The 17,405-nt window shown below is 61.9% G+C and carries 16 protein-coding genes; 9 read left to right on the top strand and 7 right to left on the bottom strand.

Annotated elements, in window-relative coordinates; all coding sequences use genetic code 11:
* Positions 1-40 precede the first annotated feature (40 nt).
* Entirely contained in the window at positions 41-562 is a 522-nt protein-coding gene (locus V1277_RS25265) for a hypothetical protein (protein WP_063830306.1), read from the bottom strand.
* A 274-nt stretch (positions 563-836) separates the two neighbouring features.
* The gene (locus tag V1277_RS25260; RefSeq protein ID WP_334418632.1) at positions 837-2,024 is read right to left on the bottom strand and encodes a hypothetical protein; all 1,188 of its coding nucleotides are present in this window, start codon (positions 2,022-2,024) and stop codon (positions 837-839) included.
* Positions 2,025-2,502: 478 nt separating this feature from the next.
* Between V1277_RS25260 and V1277_RS25255 the strand changes: the two genes are divergently transcribed.
* The 5 genes from V1277_RS25255 to V1277_RS25235 all read left to right on the top strand — a co-directional run bounded on the left by V1277_RS25255 (position 2,503) and on the right by V1277_RS25235 (position 7,924).
* Positions 2,503-3,648 carry a fructose-1,6-bisphosphatase gene (locus V1277_RS25255; RefSeq protein WP_334418630.1) on the top strand — a complete coding sequence of 382 codons (1,146 nt, stop codon included), beginning with the start codon at positions 2,503-2,505 and terminating at the stop codon, positions 3,646-3,648.
* 21 nt (positions 3,649-3,669) lie between these two features.
* Complete coding sequence (locus tag V1277_RS25250; protein ID WP_334376363.1) at positions 3,670-4,857, top strand: 6-phosphofructokinase; 1,188 nt, start codon at positions 3,670-3,672, stop codon at positions 4,855-4,857.
* Between the two features lie 225 nt (positions 4,858-5,082).
* The gene (locus V1277_RS25245) at positions 5,083-6,078 is read left to right on the top strand and encodes an NAD(P)H-dependent flavin oxidoreductase (RefSeq protein ID WP_334418629.1); all 996 of its coding nucleotides are present in this window, start codon (positions 5,083-5,085) and stop codon (positions 6,076-6,078) included.
* A gap of 31 nt (positions 6,079-6,109) precedes the next feature.
* On the top strand, positions 6,110-7,078 hold the full coding sequence (locus V1277_RS25240; protein WP_334418628.1) for a zinc-binding dehydrogenase: 969 nt from the start codon (positions 6,110-6,112) through the stop codon (positions 7,076-7,078).
* Between the two features lie 3 nt (positions 7,079-7,081).
* Positions 7,082-7,924 carry an SMP-30/gluconolactonase/LRE family protein gene (locus V1277_RS25235; protein WP_334418627.1) on the top strand — a complete coding sequence of 281 codons (843 nt, stop codon included), beginning with the start codon at positions 7,082-7,084 and terminating at the stop codon, positions 7,922-7,924.
* Between the two features lie 662 nt (positions 7,925-8,586).
* Here V1277_RS25235 and V1277_RS25230 read toward each other — a convergent pair.
* The 3 genes from V1277_RS25230 to V1277_RS25220 all read right to left on the bottom strand — a co-directional run bounded on the left by V1277_RS25230 (position 8,587) and on the right by V1277_RS25220 (position 10,988).
* Positions 8,587-8,994: a hypothetical protein gene (locus tag V1277_RS25230; protein ID WP_334418626.1), complete on the bottom strand. Its 408-nt coding sequence runs from the start codon at positions 8,992-8,994 to the stop codon at positions 8,587-8,589.
* Between the two features lie 120 nt (positions 8,995-9,114).
* Complete coding sequence (locus V1277_RS25225; RefSeq protein WP_334418625.1) at positions 9,115-10,113, bottom strand: aldo/keto reductase; 999 nt, start codon at positions 10,111-10,113, stop codon at positions 9,115-9,117.
* A gap of 32 nt (positions 10,114-10,145) precedes the next feature.
* Positions 10,146-10,988 (bottom strand): amidohydrolase family protein, encoded by an 843-nt coding sequence (locus tag V1277_RS25220; protein ID WP_334418624.1) that lies wholly within the window; start codon positions 10,986-10,988, stop codon positions 10,146-10,148.
* Between the two features lie 341 nt (positions 10,989-11,329).
* Between V1277_RS25220 and V1277_RS25215 the strand changes: the two genes are divergently transcribed.
* The 4 genes from V1277_RS25215 (at position 11,330) to V1277_RS25200 (ending at position 15,097) form a co-directional block, all read left to right on the top strand.
* Positions 11,330-11,821, top strand: coding sequence for a copper chaperone PCu(A)C (locus tag V1277_RS25215; RefSeq protein WP_334418623.1), 492 nt, complete (start codon positions 11,330-11,332; stop codon positions 11,819-11,821).
* Positions 11,822-11,925: 104 nt separating this feature from the next.
* Positions 11,926-13,713 carry a PQQ-dependent dehydrogenase, methanol/ethanol family gene (locus tag V1277_RS25210; RefSeq protein WP_334418622.1) on the top strand — a complete coding sequence of 596 codons (1,788 nt, stop codon included), beginning with the start codon at positions 11,926-11,928 and terminating at the stop codon, positions 13,711-13,713.
* 62 nt (positions 13,714-13,775) lie between these two features.
* Positions 13,776-14,450 carry a c-type cytochrome gene (locus V1277_RS25205; protein ID WP_334418621.1) on the top strand — a complete coding sequence of 225 codons (675 nt, stop codon included), beginning with the start codon at positions 13,776-13,778 and terminating at the stop codon, positions 14,448-14,450.
* A gap of 128 nt (positions 14,451-14,578) precedes the next feature.
* Entirely contained in the window at positions 14,579-15,097 is a 519-nt protein-coding gene (locus tag V1277_RS25200; protein ID WP_334418620.1) for a hypothetical protein, read from the top strand.
* A gap of 138 nt (positions 15,098-15,235) precedes the next feature.
* On the opposite strand, the gene V1277_RS25195 is transcribed toward V1277_RS25200, so the two are convergent.
* Together V1277_RS25195 and V1277_RS25190 are read right to left on the bottom strand one after the other, a co-directional pair.
* Positions 15,236-16,270 carry a D-alanine--D-alanine ligase family protein gene (locus tag V1277_RS25195; RefSeq protein WP_334376373.1) on the bottom strand — a complete coding sequence of 345 codons (1,035 nt, stop codon included), beginning with the start codon at positions 16,268-16,270 and terminating at the stop codon, positions 15,236-15,238.
* Positions 16,267-17,250, bottom strand: coding sequence for a putative zinc-binding metallopeptidase (locus V1277_RS25190; protein WP_334376374.1), 984 nt, complete (start codon positions 17,248-17,250; stop codon positions 16,267-16,269). Before V1277_RS25190 ends, V1277_RS25195 begins: the two co-directional genes overlap by 4 nt.
* Positions 17,251-17,405: the final 155 nt, after the last annotated feature.

Below are 17,405 nucleotides of genomic sequence, written 5' to 3'. Positions count from 1 at the left end.
GCGGCATTACGCCGCCGGTCTCACCCCACACAGGCATCGATCAGTTGAACATGCCTGAATCGTCGATATGGAAGTACTTGGAATCGTTGAGCACGTCGTTCAGGTTCGCGGATTCGATGCTGGCCTTGAAGTAAATATCTCCGCCTTCGGCCTTGTTGTTGTTTCCGCCGTCGCCGCCGACGCCGGCCATCACGGTCTGACTCTGGTCCGCAGCGAGCCAGTTGTCCTGATAGGCCTTCGTGTTGGCATCCACGTCGGATTTGTTATGGCCGCTGTCGGATTTCTGGTCGCCATTCGAGACGGCCTTGCCGCCCTCTGCCTTGGAATGCTTCTCCGCCTTCGCATTCGCGCCCCCGGCGTCCCAGTATGCCTTCTGATAGACGTCATCGCCATTCTTGACGTGGACGTCGGCGCCTTCGGCCTTGTTGGTCGGGTTGAAGTGGATACTCGGGTTGCTGATGATATTACCCTCGTTGTAACCGTCTCCGCCGTTCCCTGCGCTGTTGCCGCCGGTCGACGCCTTGAACACGATCGTGTCGGAAGGAAATGATGCCTTTGCCATGTGAGACTCCCTGACTTGGTTTGTGCACTGTGCGTCCCAATGTGGACAGCAATGATCTTGGATTTGGACACCGGAGCGGTCTAGCCGCCAAAGCTGATGCCACCCAGTGGCGACGGTGTACGCCCGAAATGCTACCGTCGCGCCGCCGAGATCTGGGCAGCTCCAGTGCTGCTCGAGCGTTTTCGAGTGAAGCGAAGAGGTTCGCGCCAGGAAGACGCGTCAAATCAAAACCTGGAATCGCGTTTCGATTCTATCGAAACGGAAAAGGCTCTAGCTAGGCATGATCCAGCAGGTGAAGGTCCGACAACAGATGCATGGCGAAATCGCCGCCAAGCGCAGCATTGCCGTGGCCGCCGTCGCCACCGATTCCGGCAATCTGGATCACGCTCTGGTCGAACACGACATTGTTGCTCTGATGAGCCTCGGCGGTTGAATTGTAGCCGGCGACCGCAATGTTGATCGGGGCGTAGATCGCCACGTCGATGTCGACCATGCTTCCCGAGAAGTGGCCATTGCCGCCGTTGCCAGCGCTGTTGTTGCCGGTCGCTATTACGTCAGAGCCGATCAATTCGAAGATGGAAGAAAACAGGTCTGCAGTTCCGCCAATCGCGGCATTGCCGTTCCCACCATCACCACCGACGCCGGCCATCTGAAAAGCGGATTGATCGAACACCACATTGTTTGTCTGATCGGCGTTGGCGGTGGAATTATATCCCGCCACGGCGACGTTGATCGGATAGTAGAACGCAAAGGTCGCGTGAACGATGCCCCCGTAGGCGTATCCGTCGCCACCATTGCCGGCGCTGTTGTCGCCGGTGCCTGTCGCGCCAGAGCCGGTAGACCCGATCGCGCTGACATTTCCGCCTGATGCGGCATTTCCGTTGCCGCCATCGCCGCCAACTCCCGCGATCTGGGTCGCGGATTGATCGAACACCACGTTGTTCGTCTGATGAGCGTCGGCCGTCGCATGGGGACCCGCCACCGCAATGTTGATCGGGCTATAGACCGCGACAGGAGCATGCACCATTGCTCCGAAAAAATAGCCATCGCCACCATTGCCGGCACTGTTGCCGCCGGTCCCGATCACGCCAGGGCCGGCAGGCCCGAACGCGCCGACGCTTCCGCCCGATGCAGCGTTCCAATTGCCGCCATCACCACCAACTCCCGCGATCTGGCTTGCGGACTGATCAAAATAGGCGACGTTCGTCTGATGGGCGAGGGCTGGCGCATGGACGCCCGGCCACGCCACATTGAGCGGCTCGAAACCCGCGTGGCTGCTATGGATCAGGCTCCCGGCAAAATGACCTTTGCCGCCATTGCCGGCGCTGTTGTCTCCCGTGTGGGTCAGGAAGCGTGGCGATGAATCCGCTAGCCACCACCGGTCTGGCAGATCGTGCCCGAGCAGATCCTTGCGGTCGAGGGGAACGCGGTGAACAGGGTCCGGTACACTCGGATGATTCATGACTGTTGCCCTACCGAAATTGTTTCGCGCCGACCGGACGGACGCCTCCCGCACTCAAGAGAGAATGTCACCTCGGCAAGCGAAAAGCCGAGTCGTCAATTCGGATCGCAAACATTCGGGCGATAGACACGATATCAGTTACACCCGTTCGGGTATGGGTGGGTACCTTGCGTGAATCTGGACACCTCCGCGGAAATGAATTGTACCGGGAATTAGAGGGCAGACATGAGTTCGTCGGCGCCGAGCACCCGATCGCGTCCAGGGCGGCATGAACTGATTATCCTATCACTTCTGGCATGATCATTACGGTGATCATGATCCCGGCTACCGGAATGAGCCCGAGCTTTTCGAGAAGGTCATTTGCGGAACCTAAAGGAACCTCAGACGTTCTGTTTCGCGGAAATGAGCAGCGCCGTCGCCCCGGCGCAGCAAGCGCAGACGCCGAGGCGTTGCGCTGCGCTGGTCGGAGGGAACGCTCATGAGACTCACCCTTTCAGTCATCAAGGCTGACATAGGCTCCGTCGGCGGCCACACGAAACCGTCTACTCGCATGATGGCGGCTGTCGAGGGCGAGGTCGCGAAGGCGATCTGCGATGGCCTGCTGATCGACGCTTTCGTCTGCCACACCGGCGACGACATTGCGATCATCATGACGCACACACGGGGCGAAGGGAGCTCCGAGGTGCATCAACTTGCCTGGAAGGCGTTCCTCGCGGCCACCTCGGTCGCGAAAACCTCCGGGCTCTATGGCGCCGGCCAGGATCTTCTCGTCGACGCACCGTCCGGAAACGTCCGCGGCGCCGGCCCGGGCGTCGCTGAGCTCAGCTTCGACCACAGCCTCTCGGGCGCGAGACCTGCGGAGTCCTTCATGGTGTTCGCCGCCGACAAATGCGGCCCCGGCGCCTACAACCTGCCGCTCTACCTCGCCTTTGCCGATCCGATGTATTGCGCCGGGCTGATGCTGCCCCCAATGATCAAGGGATTCCGTTTCCATGTCATCGACATGGACAACACGGCCGGCGACAGCGTGATCGAACTCGACGCGCCCGCGGACGGCTACCACATTGCCGCGCTGCTCCGCGACAACGAGCGCTTTGGCATTGATCGCATCGTTTCCAGGACCCATGGCGAGGTCGCCGTCTCCGTTTCGGCGCAGCGTCTTCACGCGATCGCAGGCAAGTACACCGGCAAGGACGATCCGGTCGCGATCATCAGGAACCAGGGGATTTTCCCGGCGCCTGAAGAAATCGTCTCGCCGTTCGCGAAGGCGCATTTCGTAGGCGGCGATGCGCGCGGCTCGCACGTGATGCCGCTCATGCCGGTGCCAATTAACACACCGGTGACAGGCATGTACTGCCTCCCGATCGTTTCCTGCGCCGGCTTTTCGATCGACAAGGATGGCCGCTTCTCGGAGTCCTACACCGATTTCTTCGACAACCCGGCGTGGGACGAGGTCCGCCGGCGCGCCCAGCGCAAGGCCATCGAGATGCGCAGCCAGGGCTGGTCCGGCGCCGCGATGCTGCCCTATTCCGAGCTGGAGTATGGTGGCTTCCGCGACACCGTGTCCTCACTGCTGAAGCGCTTTCAGGTGCGCAAGGAGCGCAAGCCGGAAGCGGCCGAGTAAGGCATCGCCTGCGAGGTGGGTATGGCAAAAAGACGCATCGGCATTCTCACGGGCGGCGGCGACGTTCCCGGTCTCAACGCAGTCATCAAGAGCGTGACATATCGCGGCAGCGAGAACGACATCGAGGTCGTCGGCCTCCGCCGTGGTTGGGAGGCCCTCACGCACGTAAACCTCGAGGACCCGGCCAGCAGGTCCCACTACATCATCCCGCTGAACCGTGACAACACGCGCACCATAGACCGGAGCGGCGGCACCATGCTGCACTCCAGTCGCACCAATCCGTCCAAGATGAAGAAGCTGCCGGATCATCTCGTCAGCAACGACTTTCCAGCCTCGCTCAGCACCAAGGGCGGCATCGCAACCAGGACGTGGGACGTCACCGGCCAGGTGCTGGCGAACCTCTCGGGGCTCGGCATCGAACACCTGATCGCCATCGGCGGCGACGACACGCTCAGTTACGCAGCCAAGCTCAACGACCTCGGCGTCAAGATCATCGCCATCCCGAAGACGATGGACAACGACGTCCGCAACACCGAGTACTGCATCGGCTTCTCGACCGCGATCACCCGCGCCAGCGACGCCATCCAGCGGCAACGCACCACTGTCGGATCGCACGAGCGAATCGGCATTTTCCGCGTCTTTGGCCGCGATGCCGGATTTACAGCGCTCTACACCGCGTACGCCACCTCGATCCGGTGCGTCATACCGGAGTACAAGTTCGATCTCGACAAACTGATCCAGTTGCTCGTCGAGGAGAAGCGCGCCAACCCAAGCAACTACGCGCTCGTCGTGCTCAGCGAGGGCGCCGCGTGGGAGGGATACGAGGTGCAGGAATACGGTGAACCTGATGCCTACGGTCATCGCAAGAAGGCGAGCGTGGCGGAATCGTTCGCCGACGAGATCAAGCGACGCGTCGGCGAGGAGACGATCACCTCCGATCTCACCTACGACCTGCGATCGGGCAATCCGGACTTCATCGACAAGCTCGTGGCCCTGACTTTCGGTAACATGGCCTACGATGCCATCCTGGAAGGCAAGACCGGCCGCATGTCGGCGCTGGTGGAAGGGCGCTACGACCTCGTGCCCATCCCTGACGCCAAGCTCGGGCCGCGCAAGTTGGACGTCGCCAGCACGTACAACACGGAGCGCTACCGCCCCATCTACGGCAATAAGCGAGGGCTGCCGATCTTTCTCACCCGCGCGTCATAGGGTGGCAGTGGTAATCCCCAAGAACGGTCTGCTGCGGCGATCTCGGAAATGCCGGACTCCATGTGGAATTGTTCGCACTGCGGAAACAAGCCGCGCTTTTGCATGATGGCGTTGCCCCGACTGCCGCCCGCCCCTGGTAGACTTTTGCGGGGGGTAACGGCATCCTGCCCTTAAATCTCACAAGGGCGCGCGGGCATCCCGCGCCGGGAAACCAGAGGGCAGGACATGATCAAGACGCGATTCACCGAGCTCGTGGGCGTCGAGCACCCGATCGTCCAGGGCGGCATGCAATGGGTCGGCCGCGCCGAGCTGGTTGCGGCCGTTGCCAATGCCGGCGCGCTCGGGCTGATCACCGCGCTGACGCAGCCGACGCCGGAAGATCTGACCAAGGAAATAGCGCGCTGCCGCGACCTGACCGACAAGCCGTTCGGCGTCAACCTCACCATCCTGCCCGCAATCAAGCCGCCGCCTTACGCCGAATACCGCCAGGCCATCATCGAGGCCGGCATCAAGATCGTCGAGACCGCCGGCAACAAGCCGCAGGAACACGTCACCGAGTTCAAGAAGCACGGCATCAAGATCATCCACAAATGCACCAGCGTCCGCCACGCGCTGTCGGCGGAGCGGATGGGCGTCGATGCCATCTCGATCGACGGTTTTGAATGCGCCGGCCATCCCGGCGAGGACGATACGCCCGGCCTGATCCTGATCCCGGCCGCCGCCGACAAGGTGAAGATACCGATGATCGCCTCGGGCGGCTTCGGCGATGGCCGCGGCCTGGTCGCAGCCCTCGCGCTCGGCGCCGAGGGCATCAACATGGGCACGCGCTTCATGTGCACCAAGGAAAGCCCGATCCATCAGCTCGTGAAGGAGCGCATCGTCGCCAATGACGAGCGCGAGACCGAATTGATCTTCCGCACCATGCGCAACACCTCGCGCGTCGCCAAGAACACGATCTCGACCAAGGTGGTGGCGATGGAAAGGGAAGGCGCGAAATTCGAGGACGTGCGCGAACTCGTCGCCGGCGCCCGCGGCAAGATGGTTTACGCCACCGGCGACGCCGATGAAGGCATCTGGTCGGCCGGCCAGGTCCAGGGCCTGATCCACGACATCCCGACCTGCGCCGAACTGATCTCGCGCATCATGCGCGACGCGGAAGCCATCATCCGCAGCCGGTTCGAAGCCATGCTGTCGGGCGCGCAGCGGCAGGCAGCAGAATAAAAGCGGTCTCCGCCAACAACGAGAAGAGCCCATGAAAGCCTATGTCTACGGCGCCAACGGCGCCGAAATATCAGAGGTCACAAAACCCTCGCCGAAGGGCACGCAGGTGCTGGTCAAGGTCCATGCCTGCGGCCTCAACCGCGCCGACCTCGGCATGACCAAGGGCCATGTGCATGGCGCGGCCGGCGGCGTCGGCACCGTGCTCGGCATGGAATGGGCGGGCGAAGTCGCCGAGCTTGGGCCCGACGCAAAAGGCGTCAACGTCGGCGACAAGATCATGGGCTCCGGCGGCGCGGCGTTTGCCGAGTATACGTTGGCCGACCATGGCCGGCTGTTCCGCGCGCCCTCGAACATGAACTTCGAGGAAGCCGCCACCCTCCCCGTCGCGCTCGCCACCATGCACAACGCCGTCGTCACCAACGGCGCGCTGCAGCCGGGCCAGAGCGTCCTGATCCAGGGCGCGAGCTCCGGCGTCGGCCTGATGGCGATGCAGATTGCAAAACTGAAGGGCGCCAAACTCGTGATCGGCTCCTCGACGGACGCGATGCGCCGCGGCCGCTTGAAGGAGTTCGGCGCCGATCTCGCGATCGATTCCAGCGACCCCGGCTGGGTCGATCAGGTGCTCAACGCCACGAACGGCGAAGGCGTCGACCTGATCGTCGACCAGGTGTCCGGCAAGGTCGCCAACCAGAACCTCGCCGCCACCAAGGTCAAGGGCCGCATCGTCAATGTCGGCCGGCTCGGCGGCACCCACGCCGATTTCAATTTCGATCTCCACGCCGCCCGCCGCATCAACTACATCGGCGTCACCTTCCGCACCCGCACGATCGAGGAAATCCGCGAAATCTTCGACGAGGTCCGCAAAGACATCTGGCCGGCGGTGGAATCGCGAAAACTGCAACTGCCGATCGACAAGGTCTATCCCTTCGCCGAGATCGACAAAGCGTTCGAGCACATGGAGGCCAACAAGCACCTCGGGAAAATCGTGGTGGCGATGTAGCCGATGAAGCCACGCTGCCTGCTCGACGGCGGACGCTACTACGAAGGCCCGCGCTGGCATGCGGGCCGGCTCTGGTTCGTGGACTGCATGGAGCGGACGCTGCTCAGCCTCTCCCTGTCAGGCCAATGCGAGCAGCATGCGAAACTCGACGACGATACGCCCTGCGGCCTCGGCGTGCTGCCGGACGGCACGCTGATCGTGCTGACGATGTTCCGCAAGCGCCTGCTGGCCTACCGCGACGGCGCGCTTACGCTCTACGCCGACCTGTCGGGGATTGCGAGCGGCACGATCGACGACATGACCGTCGACGGGCTCGGCCGCGCCTATGTCGGCGACCTCGGCTTCGATCTGCCACCGCCGCCTGACCGAGGCGCTCCCGGCCGCATCATTCTGGTGATGCCCGACGGCGCCGCCCGCGTGGTCGCGGAAGGGTTGAGGTTTCCCAATGGCATTGCGGTTTCGGCCGATCACAGCCGGCTCGTGGTCGCGGAAATGGATGGCGCATGCCTCGCCGATTACGACATCGAGCCGAATGGCGACTTGAAGTTTCGTGGCCGCTTCGGGAGCATGAAATCGCCCGACGGCATTTGCCTGGATCGCGAAGGCGGCGTGTGGGTCGCGGCGTTCGAGGAGGATGCCTTCATTCGCCTCGACCGCAGCGGGCACGAATGGCAGAGAATAGAAGTCCCCGGCCGTCGTGCCCTCGCCTGCGCTCTCGGCGGCACGGAACGAAAAACGCTGTTCTGCCTAAGCGCGGCGACTTCCTACGAAGAATTGCGCCAACGCAAATCGTCCTCCCGGATCGACGTGGTCGATGTCGAAGTAGCCGGCGCCGGCTATCCCTGACCTCCGTCCTGCGGGATCGTCGAACTCCCTGGATCAAGGCACTGCTCCGCACCACCAGGCACCAGAACGATCCGCGCGTTGCCGTCCAGCAAGTTATCCTACGGCAGCGACCCTCTCAGGTCTGCGACACCAATATCGAGGGTTGCTCGGCCACCATTCTCGGGGCTAGTGCGCGCGCCCACCTTACTGTGTTCGGACACAGCAGTGACACGGCCACCTTTCTCAGCCAGTCCGAAACTTTGAACGACGATCGCGCCAAGCACGAGCAGCGCGACCATCACCAGCCCACTCAGGGCGGGAGTTAGATGTAGATTGGACCCAAAGCGCATCATTGCTGCACCCACGCGCATCGCCCGCAGCCCGCTGCAATAGCGTCGTTGAGTCGTTAGGCGATTTGGTGACGCGGCGATGGCGATCCGGCGTTCACTCTCTTGCGCGCACCGTACACTTCAACCGAAGCGTTCGCATGGATGAGGCCGAGCACCGACGCCGGTTCGGACGGGAGCCCGCATCCTGTTACGGACGTGATCGAGACATTGCGCGCGATTGAGCAAGCCGAGAAGGAGAGCCCGACGGCGACGTGACCTTGGCCTCAAGGAATTCGCAATCTTGTTCCGGCTTACCGAACCCGCAATATCGGCCGGGCAACGCGCGCGCCGCTGCTACCCGACGCGACTGCGTTGCTCAATATTGGCCGCCGGTCCTCCCGCGCGGACATTGCGGGTACCGGATGGCAGTGTTTGTGAGCCCGCGATACTTTTCCACGGACTAATCGTTTCGACTATGATATTGATTCCGGCCAACGCGCTGTCGATTTGGCGCTGCACATTGTTGACCTCGGCCTGCAGGAAGTCTTGCATTTTTTGGAGTTCGGAAGCTAACCCCTGAAGGTCGCCTATCGAATTTGAGGTCAGCCGGGCGACGGAGGAGTTGATTCGTTCGGCGCTGATCTCCAGCTCGCTAGAGGGCTGCGGCTTCTCTTGCGTTTCCGATTTGCTGTGTTGTGTCGCCAAAGCCAATTCCGACGGAGGCGTTTTTTCGTCGGGTGCGGCAGACGTTCGGGTATCCATCAGGTGCTCCCTTGGTGCCGGTTGGTCGCGACGCCAATCCCGAACCAGATTGGTTAATAATCCGTTAAGCCTGATGCAGATTGGTTAATAATTCGGTAAGGGGAAGCCGAGACATCGCGATCATCGCGGTTCACCGGAGAATGACTGCCGCAATTCCGACAGCCGATCGAGCGCGGCCTGCGGCAGCGGCCCCTTCTCCACCGCCGCGAGCGCGTCCTCGAACTGCGCCGGCGTCGCCATGCCGACCAGGATCGTGCCCATCGCCGGATGCGAGATCGCAAACCGCGTCGCGGCCTCCGTCAGGCTGGCGGCAAATCCCTCATCCACCAGCGGCATCAGACGGCGCGCGCGATCGACATCGGCATCGTAGCTCATGGCAGAGCCGATCGGCTCCGGCGCGGCACCCGCAATCGGATGCCGCTCCGCCGAACCCGACAGCGCACCGCCGGCCAGCACGCGGATGCCGACGACACCAACGCCGGCCGCCTCCGTGTGGTCAAACAGCCGTCCATAATCCTGCGCCGGATAGCGCGCCGGCGATTCGCCGGCCGCAGACGGATTGAGCATGTTGCAGACGACCTGCGCGCTGTCGAAGACGCCAGCATCGATCACCTGATGCAGCGCCGCCGTATCGCCAAGCGCCGTGATCCCGAGAAACCGGATCTTCCCCTCTCGCCGCAGCCGCTCGAACGCCGGCACCACCTCGTCCAGCACCTGCCGGACGCCCAGCGCCGGCCCGCCGCCTTGCTCGGTGATGGGATTGTGTAGATGAAAGATATCGACCCGCTCAAGCCGCAGCCGCGCCAGACTGCCTTCGAGCGAAAGCCGCACCGCCTCATCAATACGGCCACGATCGCCAGGCGGCAACCGCACCTTGGTCCCGACAACCACGTTGGCCGGCTTCAGCTTCTGCAAAACCCGGCCAAGGTTCCTTTCCGATTCCCCGTCGCCATACTGCACCGCCGTGTCGAAGTAATTGACGCCGGCCGCAATCGCCCGCGCGATGGCGCGCTCCTGATCGGCCGCATCGCCGCGCACCATCAGACCGCCGACTGCGCCGCAGCCGAAGCCGAGGATCGAGAGCCGCATCCCGGTGCGGCCAAAGGTCCGAAATTCCATCGCGTTTCCTCCTGAGGTGGATGACCTGCGCGCTAGCCTTTTTTCGGCGACCAGCCATAAGCCTTGATGCAAGCGCCGCCCATCAACATGGCCCGCTCGCTCTCGCTCAGGCGGCTGGTCCTGACGAACGGCTCGACCGCCTGCTCGTAGTTGACGACCGCGAATGCCCGCGTCCAGTCCGTGCCCCACAGGCAGCGCTCAAAACCCCAGGCATCGAACACGCGCCCGAGCGGGTCCCAGATATCAGGGAACGGATACGGCTCGCGCGACAGCGTGCAGGCGCCGCTGACCTTGATCACGGCGTTCGGTCGTTCAGCGAGTTCCAGCACTTTCGGAAGCTCCGCCCAAGGCTCTGGCGGCGCCGGGGGAACCCGTGGCTGAAGGATGCCCAGATGATCGATGATGAACCGCGTGTCGGGGTGGCGATCGATCAGCGCCCTGCCCGCGTCGAGATTGTCCCAGCACAGGATATTGACCGGAAAATCATGGCGAACCGCCGCGCGCGCAATCCGGTCGAGGCCGGGATCATCAGGCGCGCGCCGCGCCTCCTTGGTCAGCATGATGCGGATTCCGACCGCGCCCGGCGTCTTCTTCCAGTCGGCGACGACATTGGCCACATCAGGGTCATCAGGGTCGACCGGCTTGACGATCGCAAGCCGGCCGGGATGGGCCCGCTGCACTTCCACGGCATAGCTGGCGTCGTAGCGGTACAGCGAAAAGGCGGAGATGAAGATCGCCCCGTCGACGCCAACCTTGTCCATCGCCGCCACCATCTCGTCGCCCGTAACGTGATCGGGCCAGTTCGGCACACTGTGCCAGGGCCGCATCGGACTGTTCGCCTCATAGGCATGGACCTGGGAATCGATGATCGGCATCGGGGCAGTTCCTCTGTACCGAGAGATTTTGGACAATGCCGCAGGCTCGTGTCCAGAGCGCAAAGGCGAGGGCCAACAGCGGAACTGAGGCGGCCTGTTCGATCACCTCGGCTCTGCCGCGCCCGCAATAACGTGGTGGCGCATTTTTTGTCGGGAAAAAAGCGCAGCGCCCTTTGAGCGCCGTATTTTGAAGCGTAACTTGGGACGCCAAGAAATAAGAAAAATCGATCGTGGGAGGCACGCCAATGTGCAGCACGAAAAGTTTCGTTTGGGCATCCCTCGCTTGTTTCCCTCGACTGACCGCGCATTTGCAGGATTGCCCTTCGGCCGAGACATAGCCGATGACCGCGACAGCGACATCAGGTGCTGATGGCGCACGGCTTGATCGCGGCGGCCGGATTACGTTTCTTGTGTTCGGACTGGTTGCTGTTGGACTTTGGCTGACGGGCGGGCTCGCCACGGCAGGTGAAGCGTTGCAAGTGACGAACGCCCGGGTGCCGGCGTCCGATCAGATCGGTATCGATCTCCCGCTTGTGATGACGATCAGGAACGATGCGGCCGAAGCCGACGCCCTGTTGCGCATCCGCTGTCCGTTCGCGAATTTCGCCGTAAAGCACACGGTCGATCGCGGCGAAGGCGCGCCAGCCATGCGCGAGATCAAGTCCATTCCAATCCCGGAGAGCAAGACGACCGAACTCAAGCACGACGGATATCACGTGATGCTGCTGCAGACGCGGCAGAAGCTTGTCGACGGCGAGACGTTTACATGTGCCGTCGTTTTCCAGAAAGGTGGAACCAAAGAAACGGAGGTGCAGGTTTCGCGAACGCCCTGATCGCGACAGCGGACCGGTGAGCCGCTGAACGAGGCTTCTCAGCTGAACGCCCGGATGTGCCGGACGCTCGATCCAACATGAACTGCCAAAGGAGGGCATTACTCATGGAGCGATTTTCAGGTCACACAACAATCTCCACGCGAGCGCGCCTGCTCGCCGTTGCAATCGCTGCCGCGGGCATCACGGCCGCACTGCCGGCATCCGCCGCCGACGAGGTCAATCAGGAACGGCTGCTCAATGTCGAGAAGGAGCCGGGCAACTGGCTTCATCATCATCAGAATTACGCGGCTCACCGGTTCTCCACTCTGAAGGAGATCAACCGCGATAACGTGAAGAACCTGAAGGTCGCCTGGACCATGCACCTCGGCGGCATCGAGGGCGGCGGCATCTGGAGCCATGGCGGGCTGGAAGGAACTCCGATTGCCGAGAACGGCTTTCTCTACGTCACCGATGGATGGGGTTCGGTCTACAAGATCGATGCGCATGGTGGCCGCGGCGTGCTGGTCTGGAAGATGGATCCCAAGACGGACCGTGACTGGGCTGGCGCTGTGGCGTGCTGCGGCGTCGACAACCGCGGCGTCGCATTGTGGGGTGATCTCGTCATTTCCCATACGCTTGATGGCCGGCTGATCGCGACCAACAAGGAGACCGGCCAGGTCGCCTGGCAGCGCACGGTGGCCGATCCGGACAAGGGCGAGGTGATCACCGGCGCGCCGTTGATCGTCAAGAACATGGCGATCACGGGCGTCGCCGGCGCGGAGTACGGCATCCGTGGCTGGATCGCCGCCACCGACCTTGCGACCCAGAAGGAGGTCTGGCGCACTCACACAATCCCGGGCAAGGGCGAGCCCGGCAGCGAGACCTGGAAAGACAGTAACAACGCGGCTGCCGCCGGCGGCGGTTCGACCTGGGTAACAGGCACCTACGATCCAGCAACCGACACCATCATCTGGGGCATCGGCAACCCCGGGCCGGACTGGGATAATGAATATCGGCCAGGCGACAACCTTTACACCGATAGTTCGCTGGCCCTTGATGCCACCACTGGCAAGATCAAGTGGCATTATCAGCACACGCCAAATGACCCCTACGACTACGACAGCGTGGCGGAAAACGTGCTGGTCGACGTCCCCGGACCCAGTGGTCCGCGCAAGCTCGCGCTCGAAGCCGACCGCAACGGGTTCGCCTATGCGATCGATCGCACCACCGGCAAGTTCGTCTGGGGCCTGCCGTTCGTCAAGAAAGTCACATGGACCAAAGGGCTCGATCCGGAGAGCGGCAAGCCGATCGAGTATGACCCGAACAAGGCCGTGCAGACCTATATCGCGTCGGTGACGCCAAGCCGCACCAACATGGAAACCGATATCTGCCCCGGCAACATGGGCGGCAAGAACTGGCCGCCGACGGCCTACAATCCGGATTTGAAGCTCTGGTACATCCCGGTGATCGAGAGCTGCAACCGCATCAAGGTTGAGGTGATGACGCCGGACAAACTGAAACCGCGTGAGTTCTGGACCGGCGGCGGCCCGAGCCAACCATTCAGGATCACCGGCAGCGTGACTGCGATCGATGTGACGACCGGCAAGATCGCCGAAAAAATGGAAACGCCGTTTCCCAATTTGGGCGGCATGCTTGCGACTCCCGACCTCGTCTTCACCGGTCAGCCATCCGGCGAAGTGATGGCGCTTGACGCCAAGTCGTTGCAGAAGCTCTGGGAGTTCAACACGGGCGGCGGCGTCAACGCACCGCCAATGACCTTTACGGTCGATGGCAAACAGTACGTTGCCATCCTGGTCGGCCTGGGCGGCGCCTGGGACAAGTGGTTCATCGATTCGACGCCCGAACTGAAGAAGATACAGCCGGGATCGATGCTCTACGTATTCGCACTCTGACATCCCAAGAAACGGAGGGTTCGCCAACTGCGGGCCCTCCCGCTTCTTCGACAAGAGACGCAATGATGATCTTCAACAGCTTCCCGGCGGCGCCTAGAGCGTTTTCCAGCGAAGTGGAGACCGGTTCGCGTCAAGAAAACGCGTCAAATCAAGAATCTAGAGCCCCGTTCCGATTCAATCGGAACGGAAAAGGCTCTAGCATGCTGCTCGTGAGCGTCGTCGCCCTGAATTTCTCGATTGGTACCACAGCTTACGGTCAATCGGCGCAAGCGCCAGCTTCGGATCCGACCAATGCCGGCAAGGCCGTTTTCAGCAAGGCCAATTGCGTGGGCTGCCACAAATGGCACGGCAATGGCGGCGGCGGCTACGGCGGCGATGCGCTGTCGCTGCGCAAGACCGAGCTGACACGCGATCAGATCATTGAAATCGTCGGCTGCGGTCGGCCGGGCACCGGGATGCCGTTCTTTATGCGCGGCGCCTACGATGAGGTGAGATGCCACGGCATGAACCGCCAGGACGCGGCGGCACAGATGCCGCCCGAGGGCGGAACGTTTCTGCGCCCGAAGGATATTGAAGCCGTCGCCGACTACGTGATCGCCCACATCAAGGGAGCCGGCGAACCCACTTACGCGGAATGCGTCACCTTCTTCTCAAACACCTCGCGGGTATGCGACGTCTACAAAACCCAGACGCAGAAGCCAGATGATGCGACCACCAGCACCGGGAAGGGCCAGTGATGCGCAGACTGAAGAAGCCGGGAGTTCTTGCTGCGGGCCTGCTTGCCTGGCAGGCCGTCACGCTCGCGAGCTCTCCGGCTGGTGCGGAAGAATTCAGCGGTAACGATCTGCGGGACATTCGCCTCGGAATGGCTGCGGCCGAGTTGGCGGATACCGGTTACGTCGACTTCTACTGCGCGGCGGATCCGAAGCGCACATTGGCTGGCTGGCAAAACTGGCGTGACTGCCCCGCCGACGCGAATGGAACACGGGCGATCCGATTTGGTTACGATCCATCGACCAGCCGCGACGGCACGATGGTGGCGGGTCATCCGGCGATCCTCACCCTTCTGATCGACGATACCGCGCATGTTGCCGGTTTGCAGATCGAGACCGATCCGAAGGCGCGTCTCTATATCCGGAAGAAGGCGTTTCTCCTGGGGCTGCAGGCCAAATCGCGCTACGGCTCGGACGGCTGGGCATGCACCGAGGGCCAGCCTGATGCAGGAGACCAGCCGGTGGGAGGCATCTACCTCAAGGAGCGCTGCACCAAGACGATCAGTGGTCGTTCACTCGTTGTCGAACGCAACCTTTTCCGCCGGTCCGATCAGGACAGCAAGAATTTTGTCGACGAATCCCGAATCAGCATCCTGCGAGCCAAGAACTAGCAACTCTCGATGAATGCCGGTGCGGTGCTGAATTCGCGGCGTTCGTCGCCAAGTAAGTGACCTTACTTTTCCACTATGCGATGCTGTCTGGACTTCCGAGCGCGCACCATCGCTGCGCATGCCCGTTTCGTGTGCCTTTCAGCCTACGGATACGCCTGCCTTTGCCCGGCTTATTCCGAGGGCCAGAATGCGATGCAGCAGGTCCGGGTAATCTAGGCGGTCATGCCGAGCCGCTGTAGCGAACTCCTGGCTCTTTGCGATTTCGGGATTGGGGTTCGCTTCAATGAAATACGGTGTGCCGTCGGCAGAGAGGCGAAAGTCGATGCGCGCGTATCCATCGAGCCCCAGCGTTCGGTAGATACGTTTTGCTATTCGCTGAATACGGGCGTGTACCTCCGGCAGGAGATTCTTGGCCGGCCCATCTTCAATTCCGACCCGCTCCTGATAACTGGGATCGTGTTTGACCTTCTCGGTGGCTATGTGCCGTGCACCCTGGCCGCCCATGCTGCCGAATTTCAATTCCCAGACCGGCAGAGCCCGCAATCTATTGTTGCCGAGTACGCCGACGTAGAGCTCACGTCCTTCGATATATTGCTCGGCGATGGCGGCAGTTCCGACCCGCTCGTGAATGAAAGCGACGCGCTCTGCGAGCTTCTCGTCCGTATCGACGATCGATGCTTGCGAGATCCCGAAGGATCCATCCTCGTTCAGGCTCTTGACGATCAGCGGCAGCGCCAAGCGCGCTGGCCGTTTGACCTTGCGGCGCATCGGAAACACGGCGAAGGCCGGCACCGCGATCCGGCGATGGTGCACCAAGGTCTTGGATAGATCCTTGCCGCGCGCCAAGATCAGGCCACGCGGATTGCACCCGGTATATGGGATCTGCATAAGCTCGAGATAGCTTGGAATGTGCTGGTCATACACGGGCTCATGGTGAAACTGCTCGAGCAAGTTGAATACCACATGCGGCTTGAAACCTTCGATCTCGTCGCGCACCGGCCTGATTTCCTCCTGCACGCCGAGCGGGCGCACTTCATGGCCAGCCGCACGCAAAGTGCTCACGACGTCGAATTCTGTTTTCCATTCATTGATTTGCCGCGCGGTGTATCCGTCGGTAGAATCCGGGGGCACGAAGTCCGGATGCATCAGCACTAGAATGCGCAGGCGTCTCATAGCGCAATCCACTTGCGCCGCGAGGGGCCGAACAGCGCGTGCATGGTTTTGGCGGTCAACAGTATACTGAAATTGATCACTAGCTTCTGTTTAGAGCCGGCGGCACGCAGATTAAGCTCGCGGCAGCGGGAGATCATATCGTCAAGTACAGCATCAAGCGTAAGTTGGTTCTCGCCCGTCCACCGGGCAACCAGCTGCCTGATTTGGGCGCGGTGTCGCCTGATGAAGAGGGAAGCCGGTTGCTCCCGGCGATGCCGTGGATCGGCGGAAAAGAGCCGGGAGAGGTCGCGGTCGTAAGTCTTCGGTGGCTTGAATGCGTAGAACGCCTGCTTTTTCTGATAGTGGTCGCCAAGCGTCTGACTGAGCTCATGCAGCGGATCGACACGCTCCCGCGTCGTAATTGGCGGCCGCTTCCCGGCGATTTCGTCCATCAGTTCGTCGACATATTCGAGCTTCTTCAGCGCTGGCCAACCGGCATAGCGCGTCCGCCAGTTCGAACGCGGCCGCAGCCACACCGCGAAGGTTTCGGCAAAATCCTCGTCCGGATGGCTTTGCGCGTACCAGAGCCGAAGATGCTGGACATAACTCCGGCTGGCCGGATTGGGCCGGTAGTAACGCGGGTAGTGCTTCGAGGACGGGCCGAACAGCTGCTGCCAACGCCGACGACGTTGCAGCTGATACGCGTGCTGCACGGCATGGCCTGCCTCATGACGGAGAATGGCCATGCACTCGGACCAAGTGCCGCCCTCGACGTCGAGCATCATCTTCTTCTCGATTTTCATCAGGCGGGGATGGGTAAGATAGAATGGGATGGCAATACCGGGCACATCTGCCGGGCTAAACCATTCGCTCGATACCCATGCGTGTGGCCGCAGCCGGATGGCCCGCCCTTCGAGCTCTTCATAGAGAGTGCTGAGACAATCCTCGAGCCAAGTTCCTTCGACCGAAACCTTCAGACTACTGAGAGGTTGCTTGAGCAACTGTTCATCCGATAGCTTTTCCCAAGGATATTTCCGACGTGGCATAGGCATCCAGAAGTCATAAGAACTCGGTACTTGGATGGTGTCATAGGATACGGCTGGCAACAACCGTCGACCCTTCGCGGCGTGCCGCTGTTGGCCAGCGTCGGCTTTGG

This window comes from Bradyrhizobium sp. AZCC 1588 (assembly GCF_036924735.1).
GTDB lineage: Bacteria > Pseudomonadota > Alphaproteobacteria > Rhizobiales > Xanthobacteraceae > Bradyrhizobium.
Note: the sequence above shows the minus strand (reverse complement) of the source record. Positions and strands in the feature narration are given on the sequence as shown.